Source organism: Flavobacterium sp. LHD-85 (genome assembly GCF_030929595.1).
Taxonomy (GTDB): domain Bacteria; phylum Bacteroidota; class Bacteroidia; order Flavobacteriales; family Flavobacteriaceae; genus Flavobacterium.
Genome location: NZ_JAVFVR010000011.1, coordinates 121,708 through 136,453, shown reverse-complemented (window position 1 = coordinate 136,453; position 14,746 = coordinate 121,708). Strand labels below are relative to the sequence as shown.

The 14,746-nt window shown below is 33.4% G+C and carries 16 protein-coding genes; 4 read left to right on the top strand and 12 right to left on the bottom strand.

Translation table 11 applies throughout. From position 1 onward, the window contains the following. Positions 1–3 precede the first annotated feature (3 nt). The 4 genes from RB618_RS17875 to RB618_RS17860 form a co-directional block, all read right to left on the bottom strand. Entirely contained in the window at positions 4–993 is a 990-nt protein-coding gene (locus RB618_RS17875) for a hypothetical protein (RefSeq protein WP_308070004.1), read from the bottom strand. Between the two features lie 10 nt (positions 994–1,003). After that, on the bottom strand, positions 1,004–1,297 hold the full coding sequence (locus RB618_RS17870) for a hypothetical protein (protein ID WP_308070003.1): 294 nt from the start codon (positions 1,295–1,297) through the stop codon (positions 1,004–1,006). Between the two features lie 85 nt (positions 1,298–1,382). Continuing rightward, positions 1,383–1,940 (bottom strand): hypothetical protein, encoded by a 558-nt coding sequence (locus RB618_RS17865; RefSeq protein ID WP_308070002.1) that lies wholly within the window; start codon positions 1,938–1,940, stop codon positions 1,383–1,385. A 133-nt stretch (positions 1,941–2,073) separates the two neighbouring features. Next, positions 2,074–2,472, bottom strand: coding sequence for a hypothetical protein (locus RB618_RS17860; protein WP_308070001.1), 399 nt, complete (start codon positions 2,470–2,472; stop codon positions 2,074–2,076). 331 nt (positions 2,473–2,803) lie between these two features. Here RB618_RS17860 and RB618_RS17855 point away from each other — a divergent pair, with 331 nt between their 5' ends. The 4 genes from RB618_RS17855 to RB618_RS17840 all read left to right on the top strand — a co-directional run bounded on the left by RB618_RS17855 (position 2,804) and on the right by RB618_RS17840 (position 7,919). After that, positions 2,804–3,553 carry a LytTR family DNA-binding domain-containing protein gene (locus tag RB618_RS17855; protein ID WP_308070000.1) on the top strand — a complete coding sequence of 250 codons (750 nt, stop codon included), beginning with the start codon at positions 2,804–2,806 and terminating at the stop codon, positions 3,551–3,553. Continuing rightward, on the top strand, positions 3,553–5,475 hold the full coding sequence (locus RB618_RS17850) for a histidine kinase (protein ID WP_308069999.1): 1,923 nt from the start codon (positions 3,553–3,555) through the stop codon (positions 5,473–5,475). Before RB618_RS17855 ends, RB618_RS17850 begins: the two co-directional genes overlap by 1 nt. Before the next feature lie 143 nt (positions 5,476–5,618). Further along, positions 5,619–7,031: a tetratricopeptide repeat protein gene (locus RB618_RS17845; RefSeq protein ID WP_308069998.1), complete on the top strand. Its 1,413-nt coding sequence runs from the start codon at positions 5,619–5,621 to the stop codon at positions 7,029–7,031. 78 nt (positions 7,032–7,109) lie between these two features. Beyond that, positions 7,110–7,919 carry a hypothetical protein gene (locus tag RB618_RS17840; RefSeq protein WP_308069997.1) on the top strand — a complete coding sequence of 270 codons (810 nt, stop codon included), beginning with the start codon at positions 7,110–7,112 and terminating at the stop codon, positions 7,917–7,919. 255 nt (positions 7,920–8,174) lie between these two features. Here RB618_RS17840 and arsB read toward each other — a convergent pair whose 3' ends face one another. The 8 genes from arsB to RB618_RS17800 all read right to left on the bottom strand — a co-directional run bounded on the left by arsB (position 8,175) and on the right by RB618_RS17800 (position 14,737). Continuing rightward, positions 8,175–9,239 carry an ACR3 family arsenite efflux transporter gene (gene arsB, locus RB618_RS17835; protein ID WP_308069996.1) on the bottom strand — a complete coding sequence of 355 codons (1,065 nt, stop codon included), beginning with the start codon at positions 9,237–9,239 and terminating at the stop codon, positions 8,175–8,177. A gap of 1 nt (position 9,240) precedes the next feature. Next, complete coding sequence (locus RB618_RS17830; RefSeq protein ID WP_308069995.1) at positions 9,241–9,852, bottom strand: protein-tyrosine-phosphatase; 612 nt, start codon at positions 9,850–9,852, stop codon at positions 9,241–9,243. 2 nt (positions 9,853–9,854) lie between these two features. Continuing rightward, a complete protein-coding gene (locus tag RB618_RS17825; RefSeq protein WP_308069994.1) occupies positions 9,855–10,466 on the bottom strand; it encodes a class I SAM-dependent methyltransferase in 612 nt (203 codons plus the stop codon). Between the two features lie 11 nt (positions 10,467–10,477). Further along, on the bottom strand, positions 10,478–10,951 hold the full coding sequence (locus tag RB618_RS17820) for a DUF6428 family protein (protein ID WP_308069993.1): 474 nt from the start codon (positions 10,949–10,951) through the stop codon (positions 10,478–10,480). Between the two features lie 32 nt (positions 10,952–10,983). Further along, entirely contained in the window at positions 10,984–11,469 is a 486-nt protein-coding gene (locus tag RB618_RS17815) for an N-acetyltransferase family protein (RefSeq protein WP_308069992.1), read from the bottom strand. Between the two features lie 10 nt (positions 11,470–11,479). Beyond that, on the bottom strand, positions 11,480–11,812 hold the full coding sequence (locus RB618_RS17810) for a metalloregulator ArsR/SmtB family transcription factor (protein WP_308069991.1): 333 nt from the start codon (positions 11,810–11,812) through the stop codon (positions 11,480–11,482). Between the two features lie 663 nt (positions 11,813–12,475). Further along, on the bottom strand, positions 12,476–13,300 hold the full coding sequence (locus RB618_RS17805) for a hypothetical protein (RefSeq protein WP_308069990.1): 825 nt from the start codon (positions 13,298–13,300) through the stop codon (positions 12,476–12,478). 27 nt (positions 13,301–13,327) lie between these two features. Beyond that, a complete protein-coding gene (locus RB618_RS17800; protein ID WP_308069989.1) occupies positions 13,328–14,737 on the bottom strand; it encodes a hypothetical protein in 1,410 nt (469 codons plus the stop codon). Positions 14,738–14,746: the final 9 nt, after the last annotated feature.

Below are 14,746 nucleotides of genomic sequence, written 5' to 3'. Positions count from 1 at the left end.
GAATTATGGTTTTTCGGGATACGCATCTTTTAAAGGGATGACGACACCGTTTTTCGAGATTTCACCTTTAGCATAAGCATTTTTATAAATTTTAAAATTAAAATTTATATCGCCCGGAGCATCATTCGCATTTAATTTTCGGAAAGCCGTTAAAATTTCAATAGGAGAGAAAGTATATTGAATGCTATAATTTTTTTTATTCTCCCAATAAATGTAAAAAGTGGATGGGATACTTCGAATTGATGCCGTATCATTGTCTTCTAGGACATCTATACTTTCCTTTTTAAAAGAATTTGCGTAAACGCTTTTGAGAATATCACCATCTTCTTTTTCGATCTTTACAGACCATTTAAACTGATTTTGAAGCAAATCTGCATAGTCAGTAATGCTTTCTATGCCAGGATAGCGATTATACTTTTCGCCTAAAGATGTTTCATAAACCAGCATATTCAGATCTCCTGTAGTTTCTTTAGAAACAAATGTTTCTACTAGTTTTGGTTCGGCATTTTCTTCATTTGGACGTATTTTCAAAAGTATTTTCCCTTTTGGTTGAACTTCTAAAATTAAAAAAGGGACCTCGTTTTTATCTTTAACTAAGTTTTTCATTTTCTCATAAGGGAGGTGAGTTTGAAGCAGATAAAATTTGCGTTCATCGATAGAGAAATATTTCAAGTTGAGAGAGTCTGGCAATAGTTCTTTTTGCCAAATTTTAAACGAAATAAAATCTTCACTTTTTGCACTCGTTACCCGTTTTGATTCAGAATCAATATCGCTTACAGATTGATTGAAATTGTTGTGTAAAGAAGCCTCAACAATTTGGATAATATTTGAATTTTCTGTTTGTGAATCTTCAGTATAACTATGAATTTCAGCATTCCACAATATCTTATCTTGTTCTTTATTTTTAAATCTTGCGGCAAAATTAAGCATAACTAATACGACCAAAATTATGGTTAAAGAGATATTGATATAGTCTAACTTTGTTTTTCTCATAATTCTTCAATCAATGTTGGTATGCTTTTCCTAAAGCCGATAAATAAGATAATATCAGAAAAACGATAACGGAGATAATAACAAGAAATATAGAAAAGTTTCTAAACTCTTTTTTGTGTTCGATATCGTTAACGGAAAGCGAAATTAAAACCGAAACAGCGGGAACCGTAAAGCAAAAAATAGGCAAAATTAAGCCTGCATATTCAGAAGAAGGCAATACTAGATCTATATAATCGATATAAATGTACAGTACTATTTCTATGCAAAACAATAGAATTACTGTAATAAAAGGATTGTTTCTCATAGATGAATTGCGTTTGATTTTTAGATTAAAAATAAAGGTAAAAATTTAATTTTAGCATTTCAGTGTCACAATATATTGCAGCTTTTTATTCTGCTTTAATTGGCGCATAGATTTTACCTTTCCAAAATATTGGTTTTTCTGGGGCTTCTTTAGAATCAAAAGTAAAGTCAAATTTAGCCTTCATAATTCCATTATTCCACAAATTTTTATCGATTTTAATGTAGCCTTTTTTACAAATATATATTACCTTTTTTGCGGTGCCAGTAACGCTGTTGAGCTTGATTACAGGTATGCATTTATCCTTTGTAATGATCAGGTCTAAACTGCTATGAGTGGCTGCATTATTATCTGTAAAGCAATGAATGGTATCGTTACTCATTTTTACTGCTGTTAGAAAATTTGTTCCTGTCCATTCATAACTATTAGAATTCGATTTAATAGAATGAAAAAGATGTGTTGTATCTACCAATTGATAAAATCGGGGCAATGAGTCTTTAAATATTCGTCCATGGTCATCTTTCATTTTGTCTGTTTCGGCTGGACAAAGACCATCGCAGCTTACTTGTCCAAAATCGTTTCGATAAATTCCTTCGGGATAATCCCAGTTTTCTTTGAAAGAAAAACTACCTGATAAATTTTTCATCCAATCAATTTTAATTTGACCATATTTCAAATTTTCGTGCTTGTCAATTACTGAACCGCACGAGAATACTATTGCGATTAAAAATGCACCTATAAGAGATTTTACCATAGAATAGTAATGCGATTGCATTTTATTATTTTGATTTTATAAATGTCAAGTACTTTTCGTCGCACTGTACAAAATGCACAAATTCATTCATTGAATTTCCGTAATTCTGAATCTGAATTTTATCTGTATCATACATTCCGCCAATTTTTCCAAAAGACAAATAGAGAATTTCATCGTCTTTTTGTTTTTTGACTTTACCTTTTGAAATTACTTTATTCCTGTCATAAATTAGAAACAAATATTCCCCCGCTTTCTTTTCTATTTTGATTTTAAATCTTGAATCTTCGCAAGATTCCAAAACATAAACACCCATAATTTCGGGATCGGCAGTATAAAATAAAGCTAAAGATGACTGTCTTTGAAAAGCGTTGGCAAATAGAGAGAAGCTCATAAAAACGCAAAACAGAAAGTTTTTATAGTTCATAATGATATAGTTAAAAAAGAATTGCATACTAGATACAAATTTGGTGATAAAAGGTTTACAAATTAAGACCAATATAAATTCGCTGAAGATTTCTCGAGATTTGCAGTACTCTTTTTTTGATGTGCATTAAACTTATAGATTGTTTAGAAAATATTGTAATAATGGTCTAAAACAAAACAATCATTTGGCATTGGGACAGAGATAATATTCTATTAAGAAGATTGGAATAAAAAATTATATATTCGTATCACAATTTACTCCCATATGAGGAGCAATTTCCAAGCGCTGTCATTCAGGACAAAAGATAATTTGTAAAACTGTTATTCCATATATGGACAAAATTAGAACATTAATTATAGAAGATGAACCAGCGATTAGGAAAGAATTGCAGTGGTTAGTTTCGCAAGAAGAATCATTAAAGCTTGAAGCAATGGCGGGTTCGGTAAAAGAATCGTTGCAAATTATAAAAAGTACAGAGATTGATTTAATTTTGATGGATATTCAGCTTACAGACGGGACGGCTTTCGATATCTTAAATCAATTGGAAGAACCTTCCTTTCAAATTATTTTCATTACTGCATACAATCATTTTGCCATAAAAGCAATTAAATATGGTGCGCTTGATTATCTTTTAAAACCAATTGATAATGATGAATTTTTGACTGCAATCCAAAAGATCAAAAAAGTAAAACAGGCAGACTATCAAAATCAGATTAAACTTTTGAAAGCACACCATACAGCTAAAACTATCGATATGAATTCCAGAATTTGTATTACCTCTTTAGACTGTATGCAGATTGTTCGTCTTTGTGAAATAGTGTATCTCTCAGGAGATGGATCTTATACTCAAATTCATCTGGAAAATAAGAAAATAGTAACAGCATCTAAACCCTTAAAGTATTATGAAGATATTTTGCCTGAAGACTTTTTTATAAAAACTCACCAGTCTTATATTGTCAATAAAGATTTTATTGATAAGTACATGAAAACTGGTGTGATTATTATGAAAAATTGTGCAGAAATCCCTGTTGCAAGCCGGAGAAAAGAGTTTGTTGTGAATCATTTAAATCCTTTGAGGTAATGAAGAAAGCAATTTTTTTTCTGTTGTTCATTGTAATTTCTTGTCATAAAAAAAACGAAAAAGCCCAAATTCATCCAGAAAAAATGCTGGATAGCTTGCAGGTTATTAGCGATAGCTTAGATCAAGACCCAGAAACAGATAAACTTGTTTTTTGGTCTAGCCGACTTAAAGAAAAAGAATTCTCAAAAACAGGTTCTGCTTTAGCGTTTATTCATTATAATTTGGCTAAAAGTTCGGTGAAAAAAGATATTGATAGCGCAAAAAAACATATCAATATTGCCTTAAGTCTGATCGAAAAAGAAAAAGAATCCAATGCCCTTAAATTTACCATTTACAATGGTGCAGGTTTGATATCAGAACTTGAAGGGAAGTATTATCAATCGGTATATTATTTCAACAAGTCCGCGGCTATAATAATGAACGATGATTCGCTGAAGTGTAAACCGTTGGCAAAAGTGATCTGTCTATTAAATGCAGCTCAGGACAACAATAAAATTAGCCAATATTCAAAGTCTATAGAGCAAAACCAGCTTGCTTTAAAAATTTTAAAAAAACAGCCAGAGGATCATTATAAATATAATTTTAGAGCCTATTCGCAACTCTTTACTGCTTGCGAGGAAGGTTCTATTTATAAGGCAGATTCGCTTCTTTTGTATATTAAAAAGCTAAAAGAGATTTCTTCAATAACAAACGATCCAATTCAGATTAGATTTACTAATGAGCACATGGCGCATTATTATCTCTTAAACAATCAGTACGATGAGGCAATACATCATTATAGTTTAGTAAAAAAGTATGATGGCGAAAGTTTAGCAGCAGACCCTGAGAATCCTGTAGCGATTAAAAATTTTTACACGACGATTGCAAACCTGATTGATTTGCATGTTTTGAGCAAACAATTCCCTGAAGCAGAAGATTTAATCGAACAGGCCGATAGAATAGAAAAACAGCATTTGCAACTATTGTCTTATTATGAAAAGTGTTTAAATAAGAAGGCAAAAATGAACTATTATTTAGCTAAGGGAAATAATGAGAAAGCAAAAAGTGAAGCTGATGAAGTATTGTTGCTTAAAGACAATATTCTTAGAAATGCAGGGATTCAGGCAACAGAAGAAATGGCAACTATTTATGAACTTCAGGCAAAGGATAAATCTATTTATGGACTTAATAAAACCATCGATACAGCAACAAATCGTTTGGAACGAAATAGATTATTGCTGTTGATTGTTGGATTATTGGCGCTTTTGGCAGTTTCGTGGGTGTTTTTGCTTTATTTCTTCCAAAGACAAAAAAGACATAAACAAGAAAGAGAGAAAATTCTATTGCAACAGCAATTGCTTAGAACGCAAATGGAACCTCATTTTATTTTCAATACTTTATCAGCATTGCAAAGTTTTATCAGGTTTGATGAAAAAGAAAAATCAATAAAGTATTTAAATCAGTTTAGCAGATTATTGAGAAGCAGTTTAGAGCTAAGCCGTAAAAATTATGTGCCACTTGATCAAGAGCTCGAAGCAATTGAAAATTACCTGAGCTTGCAGCAAATGCGTTTTGAATATTCATTTGCTTACGAAATTATTTCACCAGATACGGATACTTCAACTTTGCTAATACCTCCAATGCTCATTCAGCCTTTTGTTGAAAATGCAATAATTCACGGTATTGGAAATCATTCAGATAAAGGATTTATAACGCTGGAAATTGTGCTGCATGAAAATCAGGTATTGGTAAAAATTACAGATAACGGAAAAGGATATCAGGATAAAACGAGTATAGATACTAATCATCAGTCTTTGTCTGGTGCGATAGCCCGAGAACGTTTGGAGATTCTGGCTCGCGAGAATAAAATAAAAACTAATATAGAAATTACTTCTAACAACAACGGAACCATTGTTCTGCTTACGCTTCCTTTAAAAAATTAAAGGCATTAAAACGAATTTATAAAGAATCTTAGCGAATATTCAATTGCATGAGACGGATTTATATCGGCTCAAATCTGTGCACTTATATTGTTCAAATTTGTCGTGAAATAAAACCATAAACAATCAAAATCAATTGCAACATTATGAGGCTTCTATTTTTTATCTTTTTTGTTTTTACTTCTTTATCAGGCTCAGGACAGGGCAAGATCCAGAACGAAATCAATTACATTCGGAGTTTACGTAAAGAATCCACCAGACTTGTTGTAGAGTTGGGCGTTAAACCAAAACTCTGTTTTATAGCCTTAAAAAATAATCCTAATTATGCCAAGTTTAGTGCCTTATTGCAACCGTATGATAAGAAAGAAAATCTATATGAATTAGGAATTGAAGAGAATACGGGTAATGTAAAGACTCTTAGGGTTTTAAGTAAATTGGAATCAGCAGAATACGAATATATTAAACCCTATTTTGGAGTGGCTATTGCGGCTGTTTCGGAAAGTGATATGCCTGAAAAATTTTATGATATAGCGCTTGAACTTTATAATAAACAGCAATATGATGAAGCAATTGTGACAATAAATAAGTCGATTGAAATAAATACCCAGAATCCTGAATATCATCAGTTAAAAGCGCTTTGTCTCGCGAAACTTGAGCAATACAAAGAATCTACTAATGAAACAAAATATGCGCTTGAACTGGATAATGCCAATCCTGAATTGTATGAATTGATTGCAAATAACTACTATTTTTTGCGAGATAATGAAAATTCAATTCAATACTTTGAAAAAGCCATTCAATATAATAGAGAAAATATTACTAGAATTTACCATAATTATATAAAATGCCTAATTGATATACCTAGTCCGCAAAGAGCAATTGAAGTTTACAAACTTTATAAATATCGCTTAGACGGGCCAGATTACTATGGTGATAATTCAGGAGATTTTGCAGATGATTTAGAGTTTTATGCAGGTCAGGCCTATCAGCAAATAGAGGATTGGAATACGGCTCTTGAAATTTACGATAGGCTAATTGTTATGTCGCCGAATGTTTATGGATATCGCGCACAGAGAGGAAGACTTTATCAGCAGAAAAAAGAATTTCCAGCTGCAATCAAAGATTTTGAGATTGCGTTGAAGCTAGACCCAAATGAGAATATTCTATGGACAAATCTCGCTGAAATATATATGGAACTTCACGATTATCAAAAAGCAGAATCAGCTTACAATCAATATCTCGACAAAAATTCAAATGATGCTCAGCAAATGAGTAATTACGGTTATCTTTTATTGGATGAAGCAAAGTATAAAGAAGCGCAAATTAGATTTGAAACATCATTTAAATTGGACGAGAAAAGCATTGATACTTGCATAGGAAGAATTCTAGCAGCTCATCTGCTTGGCGAAGTAAAAAGAAAGAATCGATTAATTGCTGAAGCAAAATTACAGTTTCCAGAAACTCAAATTAACAAAGAAACTTTAACAGCTCTTATAAAAACGGGAAACTATTATTATTCTGAAAAGATTATAACCATTTGGAATGATATGATTCCTTGAAAATGAAAAATTGATCGAGGAGAAGAAGTGATTAAACAATAGTCTTTTTGATAATTTTCTAAAGTATAGATAAATCGTATGAGTATAAAATATTTCGTTTTTGTTTTGTTGCTGAGTGTTTCATGCAGAGAATACAAGGAGACAGGAAAAAAAACATTAGAGCAAGAAGTAGTGAAAGGCCATCACAACGAAAAATTAAACGTTCAAAAAGAAGAGAAACTTAAAAAAGACATTAAAATTATCGAGATTGGCTATCAGGAAAAACTGGACAATCTACCACATTTTCGACTAGATAGCATTAGCGAAGCTGAATACAGCAGATTTCCTTCGAATAAGAGTTTTAAAGAAGTGAATGTAGAGAGCGATAAGGATTTTTTTTATATTCAGGGAGCAATTAAAAAATTTAAGTTTAAAAAGTACAGAGATTACAAAGGAGAGGAAAGCTGGAGCGGTTTTGAATTTATGGGTTACTGCGGCAGTTTAAGCCTTGTAGCCGTAAGAGAATCAAGTACAGCAGATCATTTGGGTTTTTCAGAACTGCAATTATTGGACACATCCAACGATTTTCAGTATAAGATCATTTCCCTTGGCGATTCGAGTGTTTCTGTTCCAGAACTTTCGCCAGATGGCAAATTGATGGTTTATTTTCAAAATCCGGAATACGAATTAGGAACTCTCTCTATTGTAGTTTTAAAAGTTAATGGCAAAACTGACCCCACAGGATTTTTAACGGAATATAAAAGCAGTTTTTCAGAAGGCAAAGATTCCATTGAAGAGATCAAATGGTTAAATGATAATACATTTTATATAAAAACTTCACAATCGGCTGGATTTAATGAAAGTGGACAGGAATTAAAATATTACTCTTATTATAAAGCTGAAATTTAGAGAAAAAAAATAATTCATTTGCGTATAATAGACGATATAACGCAACGTAATAAAAATTATAATTTGTATAATCCCATGTATTTCGTTATCCATAATAATATTGCGATAATCTTCTGGTAATCGTTCACTGAATTTTATTAAACAGCTGTCGAGACTTTCTTTATTATCAAAATCTGTTTACAGGGGCAATGCTCTTCAAAAATAATTTAAAATTTTCCATTTCCACTTTTTTTAATTGATTTAAATACTAGAAGCTTAGTTTGAATAGAATCTTTTTCTGAACCAGAAGGCAAGATTAACCAATGCAATAAGAGCCGGCACCTCGACCAAAGGCCCTATAACCCCTGCAAAAGCCTGACCGCTGTTTATTCCAAATACGCCGATCGCCACAGCAATGGCAAGTTCAAAATTATTCCCGGTTGCTGTAAAAGCAATAGAGGTGGCTTTTGAATAGTCGGCTCCAAAATATTTTCCGGTAAAAAAGCTGATGACAAACATCAAAGTAAAATAAATCACAAGAGGTATTGCAATACGCACAACATCCATAGGGATCTGAACAATAAGTTCTCCTTTCAGACTGAACATTACAATAATTGTAAAGAGCAATGAAATAAGTGTAATTGGCGAGATAAATGGTACATACTTACTCTCAAACCATTCAGAACCTTTTAAAGCTATCAAAGTATAACGGCTTATGATTCCCAAGGCAAAAGGAATCCCTAAATAGATACCTACACTCTCTGCAATCTGAGCAATGCTGATGTTCACCTCAAATCCAACATATCCAAAGTAGGGAGGGAGAATGGTTATAAAGATATAAGCATATACGCTGTAAAGCAGCACCTGGAAAATACTGTTAAGCGCAATAAGTCCTGCGGCATACTCACGGTTTCCGTCTGCCAGATCGTTCCATACCACAACCATTGCGATACAGCGTGCTAGACCGATCAGAATCACCCCGATCATGTATTCAGGATATCCGTTCAAAAACAGGAGTGACAATAAAAACATTAAGACAGGACCAACAATCCAGTTAAGAAATAAAGAAGCACCCAAGACTTTAGTGTTTTTGAAAACCTGTCCCATCTGCTCATATTTTACTTTTGCCAGTGGCGGGTACATCATCAGGATAAGTCCTATTGCCAATGGAATGTTTGTTGTTCCACTTGAAAAAGAATTGATGAAATCTCCGCTTGAAGGAATAAAGTACCCTATTGCCACGCCTATTGCCATAGCAAGGAAAATCCACAGGGTTAAGAAGCGGTCAAGGAAACTTAGTTTTTTGCGCTCGACAGCTGGTGCACAGTTATTTGCTGACATTTTAATTTTTTATTTGTGAAAACACATAAAACATTTCGGTTGCTATCTGGAGGCTACGTTCCAGATAGGTCTCTTTTTGCAGAGGGGTTCCATCAGAAATTTTAGGATCTTCAAAAGTAATCGGGATTCTTTTCTCGGCGCCTGCTATAAAAGGGCATCCGCCGTCGGCCTGTGAGCAGGTCATTATAGCTGCAAATCCGTTTTCAGGATTGAAATCATCATCATAGGTTTTAGAAAAACCGATTACAGGAAGTTCATTTGCGGAATATTTTATTGCATAAACAGGATTCGATCCTACTGAAAGAGTTTTGATTCTAAATCCTGAGTTTTTTAAAGTTTCAGCGACCATTGGGAACAAAGCTGTGGCTTCAGTTCCTCCTGAATAGCATGCAACATTTTTGATGTCGTAGTAGGACGCCGCGGTCTGCGCCCAAACCTGCGAGAGGTGGCTTCTTCTAGAATTATGGGTACAAATCAAATTAAGTCTTACTTCCTGTTGATTGGTTGTTTTGGCTTGAATAAATTCAATTAGTGGTTGCAATATTTGTTTTCTGTCTTCAGACAAGAACGCAAAAGGCAAAGATTCTATAGTTTTTGTTAAATCTGGATACATTATTATTTCTTTTTAAAATGACAAAAAATAAAGTTCTGTACTGTTTCAAAAGGAGTTTGATGATTTTCTGTAAAACATTCCATTTTACGAAAAGCATCAGAAAAAACCTTGTCTAGTTTTGATTCAGAATATTGTGTTATTTCGAGCCCACTGCATTTTAAAGGGCCAGATTCTGAAAAAGTTCCCATAAAAAGATTGGCATTTGCATTTGTATATTTTTCAGCAATTGCCTTGTATTTTTCTATTTCCTCTATTGAAGTTAAGAAGTGAAATGAAGCTCGGTCGTGCCAAAAATCAAATGACTCATCAGTAGTAAACTCTAAAATGTCTGAAACAATAAATGTTACATAGCGAGATTTCTCATTCAAACGATTTTTGATTCGATCGATGGCCTTTTCAGAAATATCCAAAAGATAAAGATTAGTATATCCTAAATCAATCAATTTATCTATCAGGTAGCTGTCACCACCTCCAATATCAATAATTTTAGCATTTTTTGGCAAATTACTTTTTAGAATAGCTTTTATCGATGTTTCAGGATTTATTTGATACCAGCTTACTTCATTTTCTTTCTTAGTGGAAAAAACGTTTTCCCAATGTTCTTTTCTACCCATAAATAGTCGTATTAGCAGCATCCTCCGCCCGGAGTGCATGAAGAACCGTTGTCAGAATTTAGCTGAGATAATTTCACTTTAGGTTTTTCTGACGGAATGCCGCACTGTTCTTGAGCAAGGCAAGCTGTCTGCTTATTAAGTAAAGTGAAGTTTTTTCCATCAAAATCTAAATCGTATTTACCAATAGTTGTGTTTTGGTATTCCACTTCAATTTCATGATCCTCAATTCCAAGCACTTTTTCTGAAAGTTCGATTATGTGAATTAGTTTCTGTGGTTTAAGCCTGTGTTCGTAGTCGTTGGCATCCCAAAGCTGAAAGTTTACCACAGTTTCTTTTCTAACCGTTCCTCCGCAATCAATGAAATTTTTGGTAACTAAACCTACTTCAGTTACGTGAAAATATTCTGGTACAAATGTGCCGTCAGGCAGTTCAAAATTTACAGCTTCAACTGTTTTAAGCACTTCTTTAATTTCTGAAAGTTTCATGATTTTTTATATTTAGTTAAACTATATTTTTATTAAATAATAGCAGAGCTTCTTCTTTCAAGAAGCGCAGTATCTCTCCAGATACCATTCTGTTTTCCGATTTTTTCCCTTATTCCAAGTATCCTGAAACCAGCTTTTTCATGGATGCGTAGGCTTGCTATATTCTCTGGAAATATTCCTGCCTGAAGTGTCCAGATGCCTTCTTCTTCACTTTGATTTACAAGTTCATTTAAAAGAGCAAGGCCAATTCCTTTTCCTGAATGCACAGAATCAACATATACGCTTACTTCTGCCACCCCTGCATATACGCAACGGGAAGAAACGGGAGTGAGGGCGGCCCATCCAATTACTTTGCCGTATTCTTCCATCACAATTCGGCAAGAAGTAAGGTGCGACTGGTCCCAGTCTTCCCATGTTGGGGCACTAGTTTGAAAAGTGGCGTTGCCAGTGTCGATTCCTTTTTGGTAGATTAATTTTACCTGATCCCAATCTTTGCTTGAAAGTTTTCTGATTTCCATATGTCTAAAATTAACAGCATTCATTTCTCTTTTTTGCTAAATGATTTGATATATGCTCAAAAAATCCTTTTATCTTTTCGAGTCCTGGTTCATTGATACAATAGCAGATTGAATTTCCTTCAATACTTCCTTTAATGAGGCCGGCATTTTTTAATTCTTTCAAATGTTGGGAAACTGTCGGCTGTGAAAGAGGAAGTTCGTTTACAATATCTCCGCAGATGCAGGCATCCACTTTTAATAAATATTCCATAATAGCAATACGCGCAGGATGTCCTAACGCTTTAGCTAAAATAGCCAGCTCATTCTGGCTTTCTGTAAAATGATCTGTTTTTGTTGCTCCCATCGCTTTATATTTATATTGCAATATTACGATAATGAATTTAATAGACAAAACTTTTTTGCTCTTATTTTCAGGGTGTTGGTTGTTTGAAGGCTGATGATTTTTTTAAGACTCTAAAAATATTGCAATTATATTACTTGGATCTACCTATATACTGCGTGTCATAGTGGTTTAAATTCTGGGGTGGCCATCTCAATGACATGCTTAATTTTTTTTAGATAAAGATTTGAGTGTGCAAAAATAGGGTATAAAAAAACGCTGAAACATACGTTTTAATGTTTTTAAAAGTGACGGGGACAGGACAAATTTCAACATCATTTTTGGATGATTTGAGGAAATTGGCTTTCCATATGTAGTGTCTGTCTTCTATTGGCTTTGTATATTTGGTTTGGATGTCCTGAGTAGGATTGATGCAAAAATTGTAAAAACTCAAGAGATTCATCGCATTAAACTGATATATAAATTTAAAAAATTTAGGGAGGATTTTAAAAGAATATTTTAAGTTAAGGCAAGATTGTCTTTATTTGGCTCTATGAATTATTTGATTGTTGTTCAACTGGAGCTAAAAAAATGATTTATTTCTATTATTTCTTTTCGTATTTTTTAATTAACAAAAACTCTTCCAATGAAGAGTTTTTGTTAAAAAAGTTATAAGTGGATTTTAAGTTAAGGCTTTTTTCTTTTACTGCCAATGACCGTTACACCATTACCTTTAGGTTTATCAGTTTCAAAGTAACGAGTTCCATCTGTTATATAGCTGCGAATATAGCTGGATGATTTTTTTAGTGTTCTTAATAAATGATCGAATCTATTCCCTGCAAGCTCAAAATTAGAATTTCCGTCTTTTATTATATTTAAGTAAATTTCACCATTATCACCTTCTTTATAAATTCCATCTGAATCCAAAACGTAATAATTAATATGAGTAGGGGCATCATACAACGAAGCATATGCATCATTGCTATTCTTAGTCGATTTCATTCTCTGATCTTTAGGGATTTTAAATTTGAGTGTGTCCACTTTGTTTAACTGCATATTCGGAATTTCCTTTTCCAATTCATAAGACAATACCATCAGATATTGTTTTTTTGTCTTTTTATATGTAAAATATATTTCAGAATAACAATAAACATTAGGACTGGGGTAGTCTTGAGGCTTGATGCTTTTAAATTTGGCCTCATAATCTTTCAGCTGTTTTTCAGAGAAAGATTTAGGAGGAAGAATGAATGAGTTTGCTTCCTTAGCATAGTCTTTAAATGCGGGAGGATAATTTTTTGCGCAATATCCCCAGTACCATGAAGGCTTGTAATCTGTTTCTACTGGTTTATGAGCATATATGTAATAAGGTGTCTGGTAATAAATGATTTTATCTATTGTTAAATGCTCTAATTTTTCATAAGTTTTAGTTTTTTTATTATTCTGATTTTGTGCACATAAAACTAATGGCAGAAAAAAGAATAATTTTAACAGAATTGAATATTTGAATTTCATAATTATATTTATTTTATATTTTGTTAATTAATCGGCACTATAAATTATCCATGGACTGTATGGAATATCCTGTTCGTTCCATATAGGAAAGCTTCCAGCAATAATTTCACATTTTTCCTCTAGAGTTCCAATGTTGACTTTTACTGACAGGCTGTAATCTGCGCCAACTTCTCCAATTTTGAGACGCGGAGTTAAAAGTATCACTCTTCCCAGATTATTTGCCATTAAAGTTCCGCCAACTTTAAAATATCCAATGTTGACAGTTCCTGTAGCTGCTGCACAAAGTTTTTCTTCATCACCAATTACTGCTGAAACTCCTCCTGAAAATGCGGTAAAGCCTAATTCAAAACCGCCTTCGAATTCTGCAGTAGCTTCCGTTGAATCATCAAAGATCCCTTTTATATTTGCTGAACCTGTAGCTGTGCCTAAATCAATTGTAGCATATAAATGAGCCACGCCACTTTCATAGATAGGGATTTTGATTTTTGGCATGGTCATAGTGTATGTTCCTTTTAAATCTAGAGAAGTTGCCTTTCCGCTTCTGGTCCCATCATTCAACATGTCAACGTTCCATCTTTCAATAGTCCCGGTAAAATCCAAAAATTTTTGCCCCTCAGTAACTTTATTTCCCTTTGCTTCAACAAAACTTTTAAAATTATCAGCTAAGTCATTAATCTTGTCTTTTATCCCATTAATTTGAGCTGAAAAATTAGTCTTATTTTCATTTATGATCTCAATCTTGCCATTTGTAGATAATTCCTGGGTAATTTTCATGTTAAAATTAGAAGTAGAATTTCCTGCGTAAGAAGCTGAAATTCCATTACCTGTAATGCCTGTTCCAGACCATATGGGATAATTTGATCCAATCGCTGGTGTGTAATTGTCTAATTTAAGAGATATCTCTGCTGTTCTATCAGAGTCCTTTTTGACCATGACCAATGCTTGTCCATCAGTAGCAACTCTATTTGGGTTATTACCGTCAGTAATTATAAAACCAGGACTGCATTGATTTTGTAAGTTGTAATATGTATCATCACAATCTCGACCCATTGAAGTACCTAAATACCAGTGCTCGCCAGGAGGCTCATTTTCTTCGGTAATCGCTATAGCGGAATCAAAAGCATCTGTATCCTCATCTTTAAACCATAAAAATAGCCGTTCATCTTCTTGTATTTTTCTCATAAGTTCCTCAACATCTCCTGCACCACCACCAGAAGAGGGTTCAATTCTGTAAATTTCCCATTGCTCTAATATAGAACGCAGGTAATGATAGTCATTAGTAACATCAACATTATTCAGCTGATTGCATCCAGATCCCACGCAAACATTTTGTAACCAGCCCAAATTCCACATGTAATTTGGATCGTCAAAATTCGTGCCCCCGTTTCCTCCGTTATAGTCCTGCCCAAAAGTGATCTGCCCGGTGAACAAACACAAAAAAGTGAA

What these genes read in the sequence shown, in the direction of transcription:
- RB618_RS17865 (WP_308070002.1), bottom strand. Translation starts at nt 1,940, where the DNA reads ATGAAAAATTTATCAGGTAGTTTTTCTTTCAAAGAAAACTGGGATTAT.
- RB618_RS17830 (WP_308069995.1), bottom strand. Translation starts at nt 9,852, where the DNA reads ATGTATCCAGATTTAACAAAAACTATAGAATCTTTGCCTTTTGCGTTC.
- arsB (WP_308069996.1), bottom strand. Translation starts at nt 9,239, where the DNA reads ATGTCAGCAAATAACTGTGCACCAGCTGTCGAGCGCAAAAAACTAAGT.
- RB618_RS17820 (WP_308069993.1), bottom strand. Translation starts at nt 10,951, where the DNA reads ATGAAACTTTCAGAAATTAAAGAAGTGCTTAAAACAGTTGAAGCTGTA.
- RB618_RS17870 (WP_308070003.1), bottom strand. Translation starts at nt 1,297, where the DNA reads ATGAGAAACAATCCTTTTATTACAGTAATTCTATTGTTTTGCATAGAA.
- RB618_RS17815 (WP_308069992.1), bottom strand. Translation starts at nt 11,469, where the DNA reads ATGGAAATCAGAAAACTTTCAAGCAAAGATTGGGATCAGGTAAAATTA.
- RB618_RS17810 (WP_308069991.1), bottom strand. Translation starts at nt 11,812, where the DNA reads ATGGGAGCAACAAAAACAGATCATTTTACAGAAAGCCAGAATGAGCTG.
- RB618_RS17805 (WP_308069990.1), bottom strand. Translation starts at nt 13,300, where the DNA reads ATGAAATTCAAATATTCAATTCTGTTAAAATTATTCTTTTTTCTGCCA.
- RB618_RS17860 (WP_308070001.1), bottom strand. Translation starts at nt 2,472, where the DNA reads ATGAACTATAAAAACTTTCTGTTTTGCGTTTTTATGAGCTTCTCTCTA.
- RB618_RS17850 (WP_308069999.1), top strand. Translation starts at nt 3,553, where the DNA reads ATGAAGAAAGCAATTTTTTTTCTGTTGTTCATTGTAATTTCTTGTCAT.
- RB618_RS17825 (WP_308069994.1), bottom strand. Translation starts at nt 10,466, where the DNA reads ATGGGTAGAAAAGAACATTGGGAAAACGTTTTTTCCACTAAGAAAGAA.
- RB618_RS17875 (WP_308070004.1), bottom strand. Translation starts at nt 993, where the DNA reads ATGAGAAAAACAAAGTTAGACTATATCAATATCTCTTTAACCATAATT.
- RB618_RS17840 (WP_308069997.1), top strand. Translation starts at nt 7,110, where the DNA reads ATGAGTATAAAATATTTCGTTTTTGTTTTGTTGCTGAGTGTTTCATGC.
- RB618_RS17845 (WP_308069998.1), top strand. Translation starts at nt 5,619, where the DNA reads ATGAGGCTTCTATTTTTTATCTTTTTTGTTTTTACTTCTTTATCAGGC.
- RB618_RS17855 (WP_308070000.1), top strand. Translation starts at nt 2,804, where the DNA reads ATGGACAAAATTAGAACATTAATTATAGAAGATGAACCAGCGATTAGG.